At 71.4% G+C, this 15,718-nt stretch carries 15 protein-coding genes and 1 pseudogene; 6 read left to right on the forward strand and 10 right to left on the reverse strand.

The window, feature by feature from the left end; translation table 11 throughout:
• Nucleotides 1-138 precede the first annotated feature (138 nt).
• From Ani05nite_RS25860 to Ani05nite_RS25870, 3 genes are all read right to left on the reverse strand, one after another.
• Complete coding sequence (locus Ani05nite_RS25860; RefSeq protein ID WP_203772399.1) at nt 139-1,953, reverse strand: glycosyltransferase; 1,815 nt, start codon at nt 1,951-1,953, stop codon at nt 139-141.
• A gap of 119 nt (nt 1,954-2,072) precedes the next feature.
• Entirely contained in the window at nt 2,073-3,107 is a 1,035-nt protein-coding gene (locus tag Ani05nite_RS25865) for a glycosyltransferase family 2 protein (protein ID WP_203772401.1), read from the reverse strand.
• Entirely contained in the window at nt 3,104-3,970 is an 867-nt protein-coding gene (locus Ani05nite_RS25870) for a glycosyltransferase family 2 protein (RefSeq protein ID WP_239130630.1), read from the reverse strand. The genes Ani05nite_RS25865 and Ani05nite_RS25870 overlap by 4 nt, the downstream gene beginning before the upstream one ends.
• 606 nt (nt 3,971-4,576) lie before the next feature.
• Here Ani05nite_RS25870 and Ani05nite_RS25875 point away from each other — a divergent pair.
• Complete coding sequence (locus tag Ani05nite_RS25875) at nt 4,577-5,524, forward strand: beta-1,6-N-acetylglucosaminyltransferase (protein ID WP_203772405.1); 948 nt, start codon at nt 4,577-4,579, stop codon at nt 5,522-5,524.
• Nucleotides 5,525-5,582: 58 nt separating this feature from the next.
• Here Ani05nite_RS25875 and Ani05nite_RS25880 read toward each other — a convergent pair whose 3' ends face one another.
• A complete protein-coding gene (locus tag Ani05nite_RS25880) occupies nt 5,583-6,227 on the reverse strand; it encodes a dihydrofolate reductase family protein (RefSeq protein ID WP_203772408.1) in 645 nt (214 codons plus the stop codon).
• Nucleotides 6,228-6,332: 105 nt separating this feature from the next.
• Here Ani05nite_RS25880 and Ani05nite_RS25885 point away from each other — a divergent pair, with 105 nt between their 5' ends.
• Nucleotides 6,333-6,845 (forward strand): hypothetical protein, encoded by a 513-nt coding sequence (locus Ani05nite_RS25885; RefSeq protein ID WP_203772410.1) that lies wholly within the window; start codon nt 6,333-6,335, stop codon nt 6,843-6,845.
• 83 nt (nt 6,846-6,928) lie between these two features.
• On the opposite strand, the gene Ani05nite_RS25890 is transcribed toward Ani05nite_RS25885, so the two are convergent.
• The 5 genes from Ani05nite_RS25890 to Ani05nite_RS25910 all read right to left on the reverse strand — a co-directional run bounded on the left by Ani05nite_RS25890 (nt 6,929) and on the right by Ani05nite_RS25910 (nt 11,456).
• Nucleotides 6,929-7,675 (reverse strand): phosphotransferase family protein, encoded by a 747-nt coding sequence (locus tag Ani05nite_RS25890; protein WP_203772412.1) that lies wholly within the window; start codon nt 7,673-7,675, stop codon nt 6,929-6,931.
• A 105-nt stretch (nt 7,676-7,780) separates the two neighbouring features.
• The gene (locus Ani05nite_RS25895) at nt 7,781-8,107 is read right to left on the reverse strand and encodes a ribulose bisphosphate carboxylase small subunit (RefSeq protein WP_203772414.1); all 327 of its coding nucleotides are present in this window, start codon (nt 8,105-8,107) and stop codon (nt 7,781-7,783) included.
• Between the two features lie 10 nt (nt 8,108-8,117).
• Nucleotides 8,118-9,545: a form I ribulose bisphosphate carboxylase large subunit gene (locus Ani05nite_RS25900; protein ID WP_203772416.1), complete on the reverse strand. Its 1,428-nt coding sequence runs from the start codon at nt 9,543-9,545 to the stop codon at nt 8,118-8,120.
• A 22-nt stretch (nt 9,546-9,567) separates the two neighbouring features.
• Nucleotides 9,568-10,440, reverse strand: a complete 873-nt coding sequence (locus Ani05nite_RS25905) for a phosphoribulokinase (RefSeq protein ID WP_203772418.1) — start codon at nt 10,438-10,440, stop codon at nt 9,568-9,570.
• 17 nt (nt 10,441-10,457) lie between these two features.
• Nucleotides 10,458-11,456 carry a class 1 fructose-bisphosphatase gene (locus tag Ani05nite_RS25910; RefSeq protein WP_203772420.1) on the reverse strand — a complete coding sequence of 333 codons (999 nt, stop codon included), beginning with the start codon at nt 11,454-11,456 and terminating at the stop codon, nt 10,458-10,460.
• 80 nt (nt 11,457-11,536) lie between these two features.
• Between Ani05nite_RS25910 and Ani05nite_RS25915 the strand changes: the two genes are divergently transcribed.
• From Ani05nite_RS25915 to Ani05nite_RS25930, 4 genes and pseudogenes are all read left to right on the forward strand, one after another.
• On the forward strand, nt 11,537-12,451 hold the full coding sequence (locus tag Ani05nite_RS25915; RefSeq protein ID WP_203772422.1) for a LysR family transcriptional regulator: 915 nt from the start codon (nt 11,537-11,539) through the stop codon (nt 12,449-12,451).
• 110 nt (nt 12,452-12,561) lie between these two features.
• A complete protein-coding gene (locus tag Ani05nite_RS25920) occupies nt 12,562-13,371 on the forward strand; it encodes a DUF2249 domain-containing protein (protein ID WP_203772425.1) in 810 nt (269 codons plus the stop codon).
• A 64-nt stretch (nt 13,372-13,435) separates the two neighbouring features.
• Nucleotides 13,436-13,924 (forward strand): hemerythrin domain-containing protein, encoded by a 489-nt coding sequence (locus Ani05nite_RS25925; protein ID WP_203772427.1) that lies wholly within the window; start codon nt 13,436-13,438, stop codon nt 13,922-13,924.
• Between the two features lie 14 nt (nt 13,925-13,938).
• Nucleotides 13,939-14,142 (forward strand): annotated as a pseudogene (locus Ani05nite_RS25930) (DJ-1/PfpI family protein); the annotation flags it as partial.
• 243 nt (nt 14,143-14,385) lie between these two features.
• Here the strand turns inward: Ani05nite_RS25930 and Ani05nite_RS25935 are convergent.
• Complete coding sequence (locus tag Ani05nite_RS25935) at nt 14,386-15,642, reverse strand: low temperature requirement protein A (RefSeq protein ID WP_203772429.1); 1,257 nt, start codon at nt 15,640-15,642, stop codon at nt 14,386-14,388.
• Between the last annotated feature and the right edge of the window lie 76 nt (nt 15,643-15,718).

Below are 15,718 nucleotides of genomic sequence, written 5' to 3' on the forward strand. Positions count from 1 at the left end.
CGCGGGCGCGGTCCTCGCCCGCAGGTGGCACGACGGAGGTCAGGCCCCCTCCGCCGGACAGTTCGAACTCGCAACACCAGATGCCACCGCGTGCCGCGGCGGGATCGACTGGCCACTCCATCTTGGGCTTCCGCACTTCTATCCGTTCCGAATCTGATCGGTGCTGCTGGTCAGGGCCGGCGCCGGCGGGTTACGGGCGGGCCGGCGCCACGGTGCGATCAGCCGGCCGGGTCCGAACCGGGTCGCGGCCCGCACCATCGGGCCCGGCCGGCACTCCCACCTCGATTCCGGTCGCTCCAGGAGCTCCCGGAGCCGGCTCACCGACATCTCCTGGCCCACTTCGATGCGCGGCAGCGCGAATCTGTTCGCCGCCGAGGGCGTCGGCACCCGTCCGGTCAACGCGAGCGCCGCGCTGTAGCCGGCCTGTCGGACGCCGTGGCGGACCCGGAAATCGTGCTCGCCGTACGGGTAGGCGATGAGACGCGGTGGTGGCAGACCGAGCGCCGCGAGATCCGCGCGCGGCCGCGCGAGTTCCCCGGTGAGCTGCCGTCCGTCGGCCGACCTGAGATGGGCGTGGGTGTGGGAGTGGGCTGCGATCTCCCAACCGTCCCGGCTCAGCGCCCGTAGCTGCGCGCCGTTCAGCAGGGACTGCCGGGTCGCCCCCCGGCTCTCGTCCCACGCGTTGTGACCGCCGAGCTGACCGGTGACCACACAGACCACGGCCGGTATGGCGAGCCGGGCGAGTAGTGGAGCCGCGTGCTGCAGCAGGCTCTCGTAGCCGTCGTCGAAGGTGAGCATGATGCTGCGCTCCGGCAACGCACCGCACCCGTCCAGGAAGGACAGCAGCTGCCCGGCGTCGATGAAGGTGTGCCCGTCGGCCAGCAGACGGATGATCTGCTCCTCGAAACGCTGCGGGTGCACCGCGTAGGGGCCGACCACCGGATCGTCGATGTCGAGGACCGCGTGGTAGGCCAGGATGCGGAGGTCCGTCCCGCGATGCCGGGTGATGCCGCCCCCCGCGCGCACTCCCGCCCAGTAGGCGACGTCCCGGGTACGCGCGAAGAGCCACTCGGTGGGCCGATCCATGTGCCCGTCCTCGACCCGGCGCACGACTGCGGACTGCACCCGCCGGCGGACGGCTGGTGGCCCGGTCGCGGCCAGGCGGACGAGGCGGCCCGTCACCGTGTCGCCCCGGTGCTGGTCCCACAGGCCCGATCCGATCGCCCGGTGCTTGCGGGACAACCGGGCGTCGGCGCACCCCGCCTGCCACCACTGGGCGATGTTCTGCGCGGGGCTGACGACGTACCGCTGATGGGAGATCGCGCCCGCCGCATAGGCGACGCGGGTCCTGCTCTGCAGCAGCCGGAAGAAGAAGTCGGTGTCCTCCCCGCCGAAGGACCCGCCCGCGGTGAGACTCTCGTCGAAGCCGTGGACAGCGGCGAAGCAGCTGGCCCGCACGGACAGTTGCCCGGTCAGGAAGTCCGCGACGCCGAGCCGTCCGCCGTGCCGGGCCAGCCGGCGGCGGCGCTGCTCGGTCCACCGGGCGACCCCTCTGGTCAGCAGCGTCACCGGCGAGTCCGGATGCAGGGGGATGTCGCCGACCACGGCGTCGGCCCCGTCCGCCAGCAGCCGCTCGTGCTCGATCAGCAACCGACGGTCGATGCACATGTCGTCATCGAGGAACAGCAGGTAGCGCCCGCGGGCTGCCCGCGCGCCGCAGTTGCGGGCGGCGGCGGCACCGGTGTTGCCCTGGCGGAGGCGAACGAGCGGGATCGACAGCTCGAGGTCGCACAGTGCCTCGTAGGTGCCGTCGGTGGATCCGTCGACGACCACGATGAGCTCGCACGGCCACGGCCGTTCCGCGGCGGCGATCGACTGGATGCTTCCCAGCACGACGTCGCGTCGATCGAACGTCGGCACGATGATGCTGAACATGCAGGTCGTAGAGTTCACGGCCCATCTCTCTGCGTGGTCTTCACCACGGCTCGTCGTCATACACGGGGGCGGCACCCCATGGGTCGACGCGTGTGCTGATACGACCTCGCGGGTAGCCGGTGCGCCGCCCTGCGAGGTCACAGACCGCGCGGTGTGTCGGTGCCCAGCGGGCCGGCGCCGGGCTGCGGTCGCGGTGGCGGCCGGCGAGGAGAGAGGTAGCCCGTCACGGTCGCCGACAGCCCGACCACGATCGCGCCCGCCTGCAGGAATTTCCGCGGATGCCGCACCGAACCGCCGATTCCGCGCAGGACCCCGGCCGGTAGCACGGCCCTGACGTATCGGCGCTCCGCCGCCAGCGCCGCCTGCGTGGTGGTCAAGCGGGCGACTGCGCGCTTGGAGCGTCCCTCGTGGTAGCAGCGCCTGACGAAGTACGAGAGTGTCTGCCGGGCGACCGGCACGAAGTGGTCGACGTAGGCGTCGGGCTCCAGCACCACCCGGCTCTCCGGGCGCCGGCTGGCCGCCCGGATGCAGAACTCGGTCTCCTCACATCCGACCGGCAGCGCTCCGACCCGACCGACGGCGTCCGAGAAACCACCCACCGCGGCGAAGACGGAACGCCGGACGGCCATCGACGCGCCGATGGGGTTGCGGATGGGCGACCGCCGGGTGGGCAAGCCGCGGTAGCTGCAGCCGACCACCCATCCGAACTCGGCGGGGAACCAGCCCGGCGCGGCGCCGCCTTCCCAGCGGGGCGCCACGCTCGTGCCGACGACCACGACGTGCCGTTCGGTGAAGGCGTGGCGCACCCGTTCGAGCCAACCGGCCCGCGGTACCGCGTCGTCGTCGAGGAAGACCACGATGTCGCCGGCGCTGGCGCGGACACCCGTGTTGCGCGCCTCGGACAGCCCGCGGACGCCCTGGTTGGCCAGCACACGCACGCCGTCGAGCTCCTGCCGGGCCCGGGCCAGCAGCGCGTCGTTGTGGTCCACGACGACGATCACTTCGTCGCCGGGTCGAACCTGATCGCGCACGGCCGCGCAGGCGTCCGTCAGGTCCGCCCATCGTTGCTGGGTGTAACAGCAGATGACGACGCTGGCCGAGGTCTGCGGGGCCGTCAGCGCGGTGGCCACTGCGGCCACCGGTGCGGAGGAGGCCGCCGGATCGGCGCTCACCACAGGCCGGCTCCGGAGCTGACGGTGTCCGGCGCGTCCTCGCTCGGGGCGACGCCGCCGGGTGCGGCGGCACAGCGTGCCACGGACACCTGAGGCTGGCGGCGCGGCCATTCCCGGGCGATGGTGCGCAGGACGCGCAGGCCGTCGGTGACGGCGTTGAGGTTGCTCGTGCCGTGGATGCGGCGATGCTCGAAGCTCGGCACCTCCCGCACTTTCAGCCCGGCCCGGGCCACCCGCAGGTTCAGCAGCGTCTCGATCTCGAACCCGTCACCCCACAACCGCCCGTCCCCGGCCGGCCGCGGGCTCGTGCTGTCGAGGTCGAAGATCGGCAGACAGTGCGCCCAGAACGCGTTGTAGCCGTAGCAGAGATCGCTGTAGCGGGTGCCGAACAGGACGTTCACCATGCCGTTCAGCATCTTGTTGCCGGCGCGCCGCATGCGGGTGATGTCGGCGCTGCCGCCGGCCGACGCGAACCGCGAGCCCTTGGCGAAGTCCGCGCCACCGCGCAGGGCGTCGACGAACAGCGGGATCTCGCCGGGATCGGTGGAGCCGTCGGCGTCGATCATGACGATGATGTCGCCCACCGCGGCCGCGAAGCCGCAGGCCAACGCGTTGCCCTTGCCCTTGCGGTTCTGGGTCACGACGCGGATCCCCGGCCACAGCCGGCGCGCGACCTGCACCGTGTCGTCCACCGAACCGCCGTCGACCAGGATCACCTCGTCGACCTGGGGTATCCGGGACAGCACGTGGGGCAGGTTCTTCTCCTCGTTGAGGGCCGGCACCACAACGCTGACTTTCGGGCGCGGCCGGCGGGAGCCGAAGGTGTTCTCCGCCTCGCCCGGGGTCTTGTGTGCGCGACTCATGTATTCTGCCATTTCCCTCTCCGGGCAGTGCTGAGCCAAGACGATAATGGCTCGAATTGAAGGACCTTCGCGAATGTCGCGACGTGCAATTTTGCTCGACCCATAGCGTAGGGCAGCGAATAGGGACGTCAAGGTGCTCAACGCCTAAATGACGTTCCGGGTCCGGTTGTCCGGGCAGGTGTGTTGATCCACACAACTCATCGAACGACCGCAAAGGTGGGCGTGTCCGCGCCGGACGCCGTATCCGATCCTTTACCAAGGACCGGGCGGCAGCCGCTTGACCTGGAACAACTGCGGCGATTCCCTCGTCGCCACCTTGTCGGCGGCCCCGGGGTGGGCGGCCCGGAGCGGATCGCCGGTCGGGCGGTCGAGTATGGTGCGTCTCCTCGTGAATGCCGACGTTCGCGGGCCCTTCGAGGGCAACCGATTGATCACCTTCGGACCCGGGAGTTGATCGAGCGACGATGACATCCCTCGATTGTCGAACCGATACCGGATATCTCATCAAGGCGGGGTTCCCGCAGCGTGGGCCGCGATATTCGAGCGGCGCACGGTATCGGCCGGAAGGCGCCGGCACCTGACCATGGCAACGAATCGGAGGCTCCCGTGACCCCCTTGGCCGTCGTCATCCTGGCCCATGCCGATCCCGTCCATCTGAGGCGCCTCATCACCGCCCTGGACGACACCCCGGTGGTGCTGCACTGCGATGCCCGAACGGACGACCGGAGCTTCGCGGCCATGGTCGACGGCCTGCCCGGCCGCGTACGGGTGGCGCCGAGGCAGCGAACGACCGTCACCAGTTGGTCATTGGTCACCGCGGAGCTGCAGGCCCTCAAGATCGCCACGACGTGGACCGACGCCCGGCACATCGCGGTGCTGTCCGGCGCCGACTATCCCCTCCTGCCGATGGCGGACATCGTGCAGGAGCTGCGGGCGTGGGACGGACTGACGTGGATCGAGAACACTCCGGTGCCGGTCGCGTCCTGGGACACGGCGCGTCACCCGGACGGCGGACTGTGGCGATTCCAACATCGCTTCCTCACCCGGGCACACCAGGTTCTCTACTGGCGCGACGTGCCACTGCGGTTCCCGTGGAAGCGCAGCGTGCCGGAGGACCTGAGCCTCCGCGCCGCCTCCCAGTGGAAGATCTACTCCCGGGCCCACGCCCGGGCGCTCCACCGGCTCGTCGACCAGCGGCCCGACCTCGTACGGTTCTGGTCCACCACGTTGGTGCCCGACGAGTCCTTCGCGGCATCGATGCTGGGCAGCCCGAAACTGCTGGGAGGGGACGCGCTGGCGCCGTGCCCATCCGGCGCCTGGTACATGAACTGGGACAACGACCGCCCGGGACACCCGCGGTGGTTGTCGGACAACGACTTCGACCAGCTCAAGAGCGCGCGCTGGGCGCCGCACCTGCCGCTGCCGGGCACGACGGCCGGGACCCTGCCGATACCGGACGGTGAACCGACGCCGTATCGCAAGCTCTTCGCCCGCAAGTTCCGCTCCTCGGACCCCACTGTCGTCGATCAGGTGGACGCCGAACTGCGCAGCTGACGAGCGGTCGGGCGCCCCCGGTGCGGCAGGGGGCGATCCCGTCGCTCGGGGTCGGCGGTCATCGTCGCCAGAACAGCAGGTGAGTGATGCCGCTGGGGCTCGGCACCGACTCGAGGTGGAAGCGGTCGAGAAGGTCGGTGTGGCTGTCCCACAGCCGCTCGCCTCGGCCGAGGTCGACGGGCGCGACGGCGATGTGCATCGTGTCGACCAGGTCGGCCTCGATGAACTCCCGGATGGTGGCGACTCCGCCACCGAGGCGTACGTCGCGGCCGTCGGCGGCCCGTTTGGCCTGCTCCAGCGCCTCGGCCGGGCTCGCGTCGAGGAAATGGAACGTGGTGTCGGAGAGGGTGAACGACGGGCGTTCATGGTGGGTGAGCACGAAGACCGGCGTGTGGAACGGTGGGTTGTCCCCCCACCAGCCCTGCCAGTCGTGGTTCTCCCAGGGCCCACGCTGAGGGCCGAACTTGTTGCGTCCCATGATCTCCGCGCCGATGTTGTGGTCGTAGTCGCGGGCCAGGTAGTCGTCCAGGCCACGGGTGCCGCCGGGTTCGGTGCGGTACATGAAACCGGCGGTGGCGGCACGCCAGGAGAACAGGGGGGTGGGGTCGGCATGGCCGAAGGGCCGCTCCAGGCTCTGCCCCTCGCCGGTGCCGAACCCGTCACGCGAAACGTTGAAGCTCTGCACCCTCAGCAGCTGCGGCACGAATCCTCCTCGGAGAACTTCCGGTGGCAAGTGATCACCGGAGTCACCGTACCGATGGAGCCTGGTCGGACGTGTCACTGAGATCACCGGACGAGGGAGCCTGCCGTGGATCCCAGCATGGGAGCACGGAGAGGGTGGGCGCTCGCTTCAATCGATGCATCGGGGACCAACACCTGGCAGTACCTGCTGCTCCGCGACCTGATCGTGGATCCGGATCTCCACCCGGAAATCGGGATGCAGGCACCGGGCACCCCGGATCCCGAAACCGTCCGTTACGCGCTCCACCTCATGCACTCCGAGAAGGGGCTGTGGCGTTGCATGGCCAAGTCATCGTACAAATACCTGTGCGGCGACCTCAGGCTCGCGGCAGCGGTAGCAGAGTCTTCCCGATCCGGCGGCCTGTCGAAAGACCTGTTGACGCCCGGCAGCCTCGTGGGTGCCGCCTCTGTCGCCGGAGCCGGTGCGATCACCGATGCGTTGCCCTGGCTGCAGACCAGCGGAACAGTCGTGACCGCAGGGATGCTGATCATCATCGGCAACATCGGTCTCGACGGTTTCTGCGAGTGGATCCATGACTATGTCATTCCCATGCCGCAGCGTCCCGACATCGACAGCTAGCTCGTCGACGTCCGGGCCGCGCCACACCAGCCGCCGCCTCGAGTGTCCCCAAGCGGCGGAGCCGGCAATCGGGGACACCGACCCTAGGGCTCCCGCATCCGGGACCTGAGCACATCGAATTCGCACCCCGGCGCGTCCGGGTCGAAGCCGTGCTCGATCAGCCAGCGCGCCGCCCCCAGGCTGCGCAGTGACCACCAGGCGCGGATCAGGTCCCGGTCCGCGTCGGCGCCGTAGCCGGCCAGCAGGTCGTCCAGGCGTTCCTCGTGCCCCAGGGTCAAGGTGGCGAGGTCGAACATCGCGTCGCCCGGGGCGGCCTCGGACCAGTCGATGACCCCGGTGACCTCGTCGCCGTCGACGAACACGTGGGTGATCTGCAGGTCGCCGTGGATGAACGCCGGCTGCCACGGCCGGAGCGCGGCCCCGGCGATCGCGCGGTTGCGCCGGATCACCTCGGCGGGCAGGACGGCGTGGGTGAGCAGCCACGCGCACTCCCGGTCGAGATCCGCCGCCACGTCGTCGAGCCTGGGCCCCGGCCACGGCGGCAACGGCGCCTCGTGCAGCTTCCGGACGGCGGCACCGGCCGCCGCCCAGGCCGCCGGCGACGCGGCCGACGGTTCGCCGAGGATGCCGAGCGCCTGGCCGGGCACGGCGGCGATCGCGAGTACGGGCGGACGGCGCCAGAGGATCGGCGGGGTCGGTATCGGCGCCAGGTCCATCGCCCGCACCTCGATGTCGGCGTGCGCCGGGTCGCCGTCGACCTTCAGGAACACGTCGCCGACGCGCAGGGTCGCGCGTTGGGTGTGGGCGACGACGACCTCGACCTCCTCCATGCCGGCCATCCTGGCGGGCCCGGCCGCCGGTGTCGCCGAATTTTGCGGGGCCGTCGCTAGGGGGTGCCGCTCTCGGCTCGGCGGCGGGCCCGCCGGCCCGGGCGGTCAGGCGGCGGGTTCGCGGTGGGTCACGAAGACCAGGCCCTGCGTCTGGCGACGCGGGTCGTAGCCGAGCACCCGGACCAGATGCCCGGGATGGGCCGCGTGGCAGGCGTCCAGCTCGTCGAGCACGGCGTCGGCGTCCTGGACGCCGAACAGCGGCAGCTTCCACATCGACCAGTACGCGGCCGGCGCCGCCGTCGGTGCGGCGTGTTCGACGGCGGGGATCCAGCCGGCGGCCACGATGTGCTGGAGCTGGCGGCGGACCTGGGCCCGGCTCAGCGGCGGCAGGTACGAGAACGTGCCGTACCGCCGGGTGGTCGGAGCATGCACAACGGCCTCCTCAGGCATGGGCGAGCTTGTCGACGATGTCGAAGTCGAAGCGGACGTCGCCCCAGGTCTGCAGGGCGGCGTGGAGCTCCGGGCTGTGCCCGGCCGCCTCGCGGAGCACCGCGTCGCCGTCGCGGTCGAGGTCGCGGCCCTCGTTGCGGGCCAGCACGCAGGCCTCCACGGCGACCCGGTTGGCGGTGGCGCCGGCCGCGTTGCCCCACGGGTGGCCCAGGGTGCCGCCGCCGAACTGCAGCACCGAGTCGTCGCCGAAGATGGACACCAGGGCCGGGATGTGGCCGACGTGGATCCCGCCGGAGGCCACCGGCAGCATGCCGGGCAGGTGCCCGAAGTCCTGGTCGAAGAAGATGCCCCGGGACCGGTCCTCGGCCACCGACGACTCGCGCATGAGGTCGATCCAGCCCAGGGTCGCCTGCCGGTCGCCCTCCAGCTTGCCGACGACCGTTCCCGAGTGCAGATGGTCGCCGCCGGCCAGGCGCAGCGCCTTGGTGAGCACGCGGAAGTGGATGCCGTGCCGCGGGTTGCGGTCCAGCACGGCGTGCAGGGCGCGGTGGACGTGCAGCAGCATGCCGTGCCGGCGTGCCCAGTTGGCCAGCGAGGTGTGCGCGGTGAAGCCGGCGGTCAGGAAGTCGTGCATGATGATCGGCATGCCCAGTTCGCGGGCGAACTCGGCCCGGGTGAACATGTCCTCCACGGTCCCGGCGGTGACGTTCAGGTAGTGGCCCTTGCGTTCCCCGGTCTCCTCCTCGGCCTGCCGCACCGCCGCCGCCACCGCCTCGAAGCGGTCCCGCCACCGCATGAACGGCTGCGAGTTGATGTTCTCGTCGTCCTTGGTGAAGTCGAGGCCGCCGCGCAGGCACTCGTACACCGCGCGGCCGTAGTTGCGGGCCGACAGGCCCAGCTTCGGCTTGATGGTGCAGCCGAGCAGCGGCCGGCCGAACTTGTCGAGCTTGTCGCGCTCGACCCGGATGCCGTTGGGCGGGCCGCCGCAGGTCAGCACGAAGGCCAGCGGGAACCGGACGTCCTCCAGCCGCAGCGACCGGATCGCCTTGAAGCCGAAGACGTTGCCGGCCAGCGAGGTGAGCACGTTGACCACGGATCCCTCCTCGAACAGGTCGAGCGGGTAGGCCACGAACGCGTAGAAGGCCTCCGGGTCGCCGGGCACGTCCTCGATCCGGTACGCCCGGCCCTTGTAGTGCTCCAGGTCGGTGAGCAGATCCGTCCACACGGTCGTCCAGGTGCCGGTGGAGCTCTCGGCGGCGATCGCCGCCGCGGCCTCCGCGCGCGGCACCCCGGCCTGCGCCACCACCTTGAAACAGGCCAGCAGGTCGGTCTCGGCGGGCTGGTAGCCCGGATCCCAGTACGTCGCCGCGTACGCCTGCACGCCGGCCTCGTACATCTTGCCCGGTGCCGTCACTGTCATCTGTCTCTCCTCGTCGCGCGGGTCAGGCGGCCCGGCGGCTCTCCACGAGCCGCTGGATCATCGGGGTCAGAATCAGTTGCATGGCGATGTCGAGCCGGCCGCCGGGGATGACGATGGAGTTGGCCCGCGACATGAAGCTGTCGTGGATCATCGTCAGCAGGTACGGGAAGTCGATGTCGCTCGCGTCCCGGAACCGGATAACCACCAGCGACTCGGATGCGGCCGGGATGGTGCGGGCCACGAACGGGTTCGACGTGTCCACCGTGGGCACGCGCTGGAAGTTGATGTCGGTCTGGGCGAACTGCGGGGTGATGGTGCGCACGTAGTCGGGCATCCGGCGCAGGATCACGTCGGTGACGGCCTCCGGCGAGTACCCGCGGTGCCGGCGATCACGGTGCAGCTTCTGGATCCACTCCAGGTTGATCACCGGCACGACACCGATCTTCAGATCGCCGTACGCGGCGAGATCCACCGTCGGCGTGACCACGGCGCCGTGCAGGCCCTCGTAGAACAGCACGTCGACGTCGGGATCGAACGGACGCCACGGGGTGAACGTCCCGGACGGGCAGCCGTAGGCGCGCGCCTCGATCTCGTCGTGCACGTAGTGCCGGGTGCGGCCGGTGCCCTTGGCGGCGAACTCCTCGAACGTCTCGCCCAGCTCGTCCAGCAGGTTGGCCTCCGGGCTGAAGTGGCTGAAGTGGGGGTTGCCGCGGGCCTCCGCCTCGGCGATGGCCACCTGCATGCCCTCCCGGTCGTGCCGGTGGAAGGCGTCGCCCTCGATGTAGGCGGCGCGGACCCCCTCGCGCCGGAAGATCTGCACGAAGGTGTTCTTCACGGTGGTCGTGCCGGCCCCCGAGGAGCCGGTGACCACGATGATCGGGTGCCGGATGGACACGGGTTCTCCCGTCTGCGTCAGGAGCGGAACAGGCCGCGATGGGCGAACAGCGGGGAGTCCTCGTGCCGGGCCGGCGCCCCGGCCAGATAGCGGTGCACCCGTTCGACCTTGGCGCGGGAGCCGAACACCAGCGGCGTGCGCTGGTGCAGCGCGGCCGGGACCAGGTCGAGGATCGGCGTGTGCCCGTCGCTGGCGGCGCCGCCGGCCTGCTCGCACAGCTGCGCGACCGGGTTCGCCTCGTACACCAGGCGCATCCGGCCGTACCCGTGCTGCACGCGGCTCTCGGCCGGGTAGAGGTAGATGCCGCCGCGGGTCAGGATGCCGTACGTCTCGGCCGCCAGCGAGGCCAGCCAGCGCATGCTGAAGTCCCGCTGGCGGGGGCCGCTGCTGCCGCTGACCAGGTCGGCGACGTAGGACCGGATGCCGCGGTGCCAGTGCCGGGCGTTGGCGGCGTTGATCGCGTACAGGGCCGGCTCGGGCGGGAGCACGAGGCCGCGGCGGGTGCTCACGAAGCCGTCCGGTCCCAGCACGTACACGTCGGTGCCCTGTCCGAAGGTGAGCGCCAGCACGGTGGCCGGGCCGAACAGGATGATCCCGGCGGCCAGCTGCCGCCGTCCCGGCTGGAGCAGCCCGCCGCCGACCGCGTCGGTGACCGGCAGCACCGAGAAGATGGTGCCGACCGGCGCGTTCATGGCCAGGTTGGCCGGCTCGTCCACCGCGACCAGGGTCATGACGACGCTTCCGCCGCGGGTGAGGGGCACCGGCGCGGCCTCGCCCGCCATCCCGGCGACGGCGACGTCGGCGCCGGCCAGCCCGTCCCGGTAGCGGGCGCGCGCCCACGGCTCCAGGACGCACGGCTCGGTGTTCAGGGCCGCGATCCGGCCGGCCAGCTCGGCGCCGGCCGCGGCGAGCCGGGCGACGACGTCGGCGGCCGCCCGGGCGGGCCGGCTGCACCGGCCGTACGCGGCGAGATCTCCGGTCAGCGTCGGGGCGAGGGGTGCCTGGGGGACGGCCATGACCGAGTGTGGGCCGGACGCGCTGGTAAAGCCAAGGCATGCTTTTTTGCCGAGAGGAATAGCAAACCTATGCTTCGGTCATGAAGGACATCACCCTCCGGCAGCTGGATTTCCTGGCCGAGACCGCGCTGGCCGGGTCGCTCGCCGGCGCGGCGGCCCGGCTGCACCTGACCGGGCCGGCGATCGCCCAACAGCTGCGCCGGCTGGAACGCGCGGTCGGGCTGCCCCTGCTGGAACGCGGCCCGGCCGGCCAGCGCCCCACGGACGCCGGACGCCTGCTCATCGAGACCCACCGGCGGGTGCGCGCCGAGCTGACCGCCTGCGACGACGGCCTGCGGGCGCTGCGTTCGGCCGAGGCGGGCCGGGTCACGGCGGGCGTGGTCAGCACCGCCCAGTACTTCGCGCCGTTCCTGCTCGCCGCGTTCGGTCTCGCGCACCCGGGGGTGCGGGTCGGCCTGGTGATCGGCAACCGGGAGGAGATCGTGGCCCGCCTGGACGACTACACGGTCGACCTGGCGATCATGGGGCGGCCGCCGCACGGGCTCGCCGTCGAGCACCAGGTCTTCGGCGACCACACGTACGTGATCATCGCCTCGCCCCGGCACCGCCTGGCCGGTCCCGGCCGGCTGCCGTTCGCGCGGGTGGCCGAGGAGACGTTCCTGGTCCGCGAGCCGGGCGCCGGCACCCGGCTGCACTTCGACGCGATGTTCGACACCGCCGGCCACGAGCCGACCATCGGCATGGTGCTGGACTCCAACGAGACCATCAAACAGGCGGTCATGGCCGGCCTGGGCATCGCCCTGATCTCGGCGCACACCATCGCCGCCGAGGTCCACGAGGGGCGCCTGGCCGTGCTGGACGTCGAGGGCCTGCCGATCCGCCGGCACTGGCTGCTCGTCCGGATGGCCGGCCGGACGGTCGGGCCGACCACCGAGGCGCTGTGGAACTTCGTCTCCCTGACCGGTGCCGATCATCTGCCCAGCCTGGAGGGCTGAGCCCGCCGTCCCACGACGTGGTGTTTGTCTCCCACTCCGGCCCTGGCGCAGGGGTTTTGCTGTTGGGTAACGTTATAACGCCGAACGGCATCAAAACTCTGGGAGGGTCCATGTCACCGTCCGCTCTCGTCGCCGACCAGCAGGCCGCGCAGGCCGTGGTGCGCCACCACCGCGAGCTCGCCGCCACGCTGACCGGCCACGTCACCCGCCTGGTCGACGCCGCCGACGCCGGTCTCCCGGAGCGGACCTGGGCCCACCGGGACGAGCTGACGACGTGGCTGCACGAGGAATTGCTGCCGCACGCGTACGCCGAAGAGGCATCCCTGTACCCGGCAGCCGCCGACCTGACCAGCGGGAAACTGCTCGTCGACGGCATGCTCGGCGAACATCGCGTCATCGCCGCACTGGTCACCGACCTGGAAGCCGCGGTTTCCCCGGTCGTGGCGGCGGCCACCGCGTACGCCCTGCAGGCCGTGTTCGCCAGCCACCTCGCCAAGGAGAACGAGCTGGTGGTGCCTCTGCTGGTCACCGCCGACCAGGTGTCGCTGGCCGGGCTGCTCGACGGTATGCACGACATCATCGGCGCGGAAGCCGGTCAGCCCTCCGGCGGAGAGTGCGGCTGCGGCGGTTGCGGCTGCGGCGGCGATGCCCCCGCGGCCGACGGCGGGGTGGCGACGCTGACCATCGACCCGCGGCTCGACGTCCGCGAGCTGCCTCACGGCGAGCGGCACGGCCGGGTCCTGGCCGCTCTCGACGCGCTGCCGGCCGACTCCGCATTGGTGCTGGTGGCCCCGCACGCCCCGTTGCCGCTGCTCGCGGAGATCGAGAGCCGCTATGCGGGGCAGGTGGCCGAGGAATGGCTGGAGTCCGGCCCGGACGTGTGGCAGATCCGCCTGCGCCGGCAACCCGTCTCGGCCTGAACCACAATGATCTCGTCTCGGCGCCGCCGGACGCCCCGCCGGTCCTCAACGGGAAAGGCTTCTCATGTGTGAATACTGCGGCTGTCAGTCCGTCACGGCCATCGACGAGCTCACCCGGGAACACGACATGGTGGTCGCCATGATCGGGGACGTGCGGGCCGCGCACACCGCGGGCGACGTCCCCCGGATGGCCGAGCTGGCCCGCCGGATCGCTGCCGTCCTGGTCCCGCACACCGAGGTCGAGGAGCACGGTCTGTTCCCGCTGCTGGCCGACGAGTTCCCGGACCACGTGGCCGTCCTGGAAGCCGAACACCGCCGCATCGAAACGGTGCTCGGCGCGGCGAGCAGTGCGACCCCTGACGATCCCGGCTGGCCCCGGCAGCTGACGGAGATCCTCGATCTCCTGCGCGACCACATCTTGAAGGAGCAGGACGGTGTCTTCCCGGCCGCGCTGACCACGCTGAGCGGCGCCGACTGGGACAGCGTCGACGCTGTCCGAGCGCGGGCCGGTAGCCTCCTGCCGGCTGCTCCCGCGGCGGGGGAGCGGGCGTAGGTTCCCTTTGTTCAGCCGGTTGGCGATCTGGTCGGGCGGCTGCGGGATCGTGGTGGCGATGTGTTCCAACCGCAAGGCCTTGCGGTTGGGCCAACGCCGGCGCGACCTGGGTGGACGAGGAGGTCTTCGTCGACGACGGCCTGGTCACCAGCCGCAAGCCCGACGACCTCCCGGCCTTCTGCGACACGCTCCTGCAGGAGATCGCGAACAGCAGATAGCGACCGTACGGGCCCAGCAGGTCACCGTGGCGCACCGGCGGAAGTCGGTGCGCCACGGCCTTGCCGGTCGGCCGCCGGGCTGACCCGCCGGGGAGCTGTCACTTCAGCACCATGCGCCAGAGCACCGCGCCACACCTGATCCACGATCGACGCCCATGATCGCCACGTCGGTCCAAGAGGCAGAACCTGGGCGGGCCGGCTCCGTACCCCGGCATCGAAGGCCGGCTCCCGACGCGGCCGGTGCTACGAGGAGACGTCCATCTCCGCCGCCGCCGGCTCCGTCTCCGCGGCCGCCGAGCCAGGCCGGTAGAGCACATGCCATCCCGCCACCGCGAACAGGCTCGCGGCGAGCGCCCAGCCCGCCAGCGGGCCGCCGAACACGCCGAGCAGCAGCGAGGCCACGACCGCGGGCAGTCCCCAGCCGGCGAGCCACCTCCTCGGCGCGCCGCCGCGGGCGCCGAGCAGGCTGACGGTCAGGAAGTAGAGCGCCGCGCCGCTGCACAGCACCCACCGGCTGGCCTCCGGCACCGGCTCGCCGGCGTGGTCGGCCAGCACGCCGAGCCCCGCGGCGATCAGCACGATGGAGCCGGTCATCAGGTAGTGCGCCGGCATGGTCAGGCGCAACGTGAACACCCGGGTGCCGTACGTCGGCGCCCCGTCCGAGCCGTACCGCAGGGTCAGCCACCACAGGGCGACCAGCAGGCCGAAGCCCGCCGCCAGCGTCGCCATCAGGCCCAGCTCCCAGCGCTCGACGTCGGACGCGGCGTCGATCAGCTGCGCCACCGCCTCGCCGAGCACGATGATCACGAACAGGCCGAGCCGCTCGCCCAGGTGCGGCCGGTCGGGACGGGCCGCCTGCAGCCGCGGCGCAGCCGCCGCGGCGGGGACTCCGGGCCGGGACAGGCGCAGGCGGCGCAGGATTCCCAGGCGCCGGTCCCGGTGGCGCTGAGCCTCCTCCAGCTCCCGCTGCTCCTCGGCCAGCAACTGCTCCGGGTGCCGGGAACGGACCAGCGACACCACGACGTCGAGCACGATGCCGGCCGCCCACAGGTAGTAGCGCACCGGCGGTTCGAAGCCCAGCGACGCGATCCACGGGATCACGCCGGCGGCCTGCTGGACCCCCGGCCACTCGGTCATGATGCGGCTGGTGCGCTTCCAGGAACCCGCGCCCATGAGGCGGCAGAACACGTACGCCGCGATGAACCAGGCCGGGTCGCCGCGGATCACGTGCGGCACCGCCGCAGCCATGATCGCGATGCCGAACATGGCCAGCAGCATGGACCGGATCCGGGTCAGGTCGCCCGAGACGTTGGCATAGAGCGTGAACGACGTCCACACGCTCCACATCGCGTAGTAGCACACGACGAAGAGAAACACCTCGCGCCGGCCCGGACCGTCGTGCAGGAGAGCGGCCAGCTGGGCCACGGCGACCACGATGACCAGGTCGAAGAAGAGCTCCAACCAGGTCGCATGACGTTCTTCGACGGCGGATGACGGCACGCGCAGCAACATAGCGCACCTGTGCCGCGCCGGTCGGCCGGCGCGGCTGCCGGCTCCGCGGCCGGCCGGGCCCTTC

It is taken from the genome of Actinoplanes nipponensis (assembly GCF_016862275.1).
GTDB lineage: Bacteria > Actinomycetota > Actinomycetes > Mycobacteriales > Micromonosporaceae > Actinoplanes > Actinoplanes nipponensis.

Bases quoted from the DNA above. Each gene is read 5' to 3' on its own strand.
- Ani05nite_RS25900 (WP_203772416.1), bottom strand. From the start codon at position 9,545: ATGACAGTGACGGCACCGGGCAAGATGTACGAGGCCGGCGTGCAGGCG.
- Ani05nite_RS25910 (WP_203772420.1), bottom strand. From the start codon at position 11,456: ATGGCCGTCCCCCAGGCACCCCTCGCCCCGACGCTGACCGGAGATCTC.
- Ani05nite_RS25890 (WP_203772412.1), bottom strand. From the start codon at position 7,675: ATGGAGGAGGTCGAGGTCGTCGTCGCCCACACCCAACGCGCGACCCTG.
- Ani05nite_RS25920 (WP_203772425.1), top strand. From the start codon at position 12,562: ATGTCACCGTCCGCTCTCGTCGCCGACCAGCAGGCCGCGCAGGCCGTG.
- Ani05nite_RS25915 (WP_203772422.1), top strand. From the start codon at position 11,537: ATGAAGGACATCACCCTCCGGCAGCTGGATTTCCTGGCCGAGACCGCG.
- Ani05nite_RS25925 (WP_203772427.1), top strand. From the start codon at position 13,436: ATGTGTGAATACTGCGGCTGTCAGTCCGTCACGGCCATCGACGAGCTC.
- Ani05nite_RS25870 (WP_239130630.1), bottom strand. From the start codon at position 3,970: ATGAGTCGCGCACACAAGACCCCGGGCGAGGCGGAGAACACCTTCGGC.